We start from the raw sequence: 1579 nt of genomic DNA on the forward strand, positions 1-1579 counted from the left end.
GAATCAATTTCATAATTGCTTTCTAAAAACTTCAATACCTACAGAATTTCCGTATTTAATTTTTTAAACGACCGGAGGTCGTGTCTTACTAAGCAGCTTTATCGTTTAATTTGGCATTGATGCGATCGACAGCTAATTTAGAAGCATTGTATAAAAGGCATAATAAATCAACATGAACTTTCGCCAGCTCTCCAGAACGGTATCGAACATTATTCAGTTGAAAATACTCTTTTAAGTAGGCGTTTACTCGTTCAACGGAAGTGCGTTCCTTATAAAGCTTTTTCCATGCTTTACTTCCGCGTGCAGGGGCAGGATAACGGCGTAAGTCTATTGTCTTTTTGATTTTAATGACCTTTTGGCACAGCGTGTCGTCAGCTAACGGACAATCTTTGCATTCCTTTGGTCTTGTATACTTGAGTGTTTCATATTTTGCATCATAACTGTCATATCGGTAGGAGTGTTCACGAACACATGTCGGTGCAAAATGCTTATCGACACCGATAGGTGGCGCTTCATTCCGCTTATTATAAGCGATGATACCGTCCGCTTTCATGCGATAAATCTGCTCATAAATCGGATTGTAGTCATATCCAGCATCCGCCATCACTTTCGTGATGTTGAGAAAAGGAAACCGCTCAGCCACTCCTTTTAACAGGGGAATGGCAGCTTTAGCATCATTCATGTTTCCTGACGAAAGCAATTGAGCTAAAAGATACTGGCTTTTGGTTTCTACAGCTAGATGGAGCTTGTAGCCATACCAGAAAACATTTTTGTTTTCAGAGTTTTTCTTAATTCCCCACCGGGGAGCGTTTGGCATTTCTCTTTGAAGTTCGTCGAAGGTGTAATCTAATTGTTTTTCGATTTTCTGTTCGAAAAGAGGTAGATTATTTTCGATTTCTTCCTGTTCTTTTTTCCATGCTTCATAGGCTTCTTTTTTCTTACGGCCCCGTTTTTTCGGCTCTTTGACGGCTTGTTCCACTTCAACTTCTTCTTTTTGTGGAGCTTGGTCTCGCGCTTCTACATGGGTAGCGTCAATTGCGATGTGGTTGCCATCAATGAAGCCTTCTTCAACAGCTTGTAAAACAAGGGCATGATTCATTTCATCCAGCACATGGGAGGACTTCATTTTTCGAATTAAACGGGAAAAAGAAGCTTCAGATGGCACTCGATCAGAAAAAGAAAATCCGCAATCCAAACGAAAAAGAACATCGTTTTTCAAGCGACGAACAAGAAGTTTAATCGTTGGGATACCTTCTAAAATACGGGCAAAAAGGGAATAGATCATCGCTGGATAATTAAGCGATTGAGGCGCACCTTCGCATGCTTTCTTAGACACAATAGTAAGCAACGGCACGATATTGATACCATCAAAAATCGCTGTGTAACGCTCGGTAGGTTCTAAATCTAATAAGTCTTGCAGGGAAAATAAATGTTCTTGACGAATAGAGTACATGAGGAGACCAACCTTTCTCATTGAGTTGTCTGGACAACTACTCTATTCGAGATTTGGGGAGGTACTCCTTTTTTTCATGCCGATTGAACCTTACGATTCAAGGGTTTTGAGTTATGAAATTGATTC

General features: G+C 40.3%; 1 protein-coding gene. It reads right to left on the reverse strand.

Going from position 1 to position 1579, the window contains the following annotated elements:
- Window positions 1-88 precede the first annotated feature (88 nt).
- Window positions 89-1453, reverse strand: coding sequence for a transposase (locus ADA01nite_RS21580; protein WP_146812482.1), 1365 nt, complete (start codon window positions 1451-1453; stop codon window positions 89-91).
- Window positions 1454-1579 lie beyond the last annotated feature (126 nt).

The organism is Aneurinibacillus danicus (assembly GCF_007991215.1).
In the GTDB taxonomy this organism is placed as follows: domain Bacteria; phylum Bacillota; class Bacilli; order Aneurinibacillales; family Aneurinibacillaceae; genus Aneurinibacillus; species Aneurinibacillus danicus.

Coding starts and splice junctions, on each gene's coding strand:
- ADA01nite_RS21580 (WP_146812482.1), bottom strand. CDS start 1,453: ATGTACTCTATTCGTCAAGAACATTTATTTTCCCTGCAAGACTTATTA.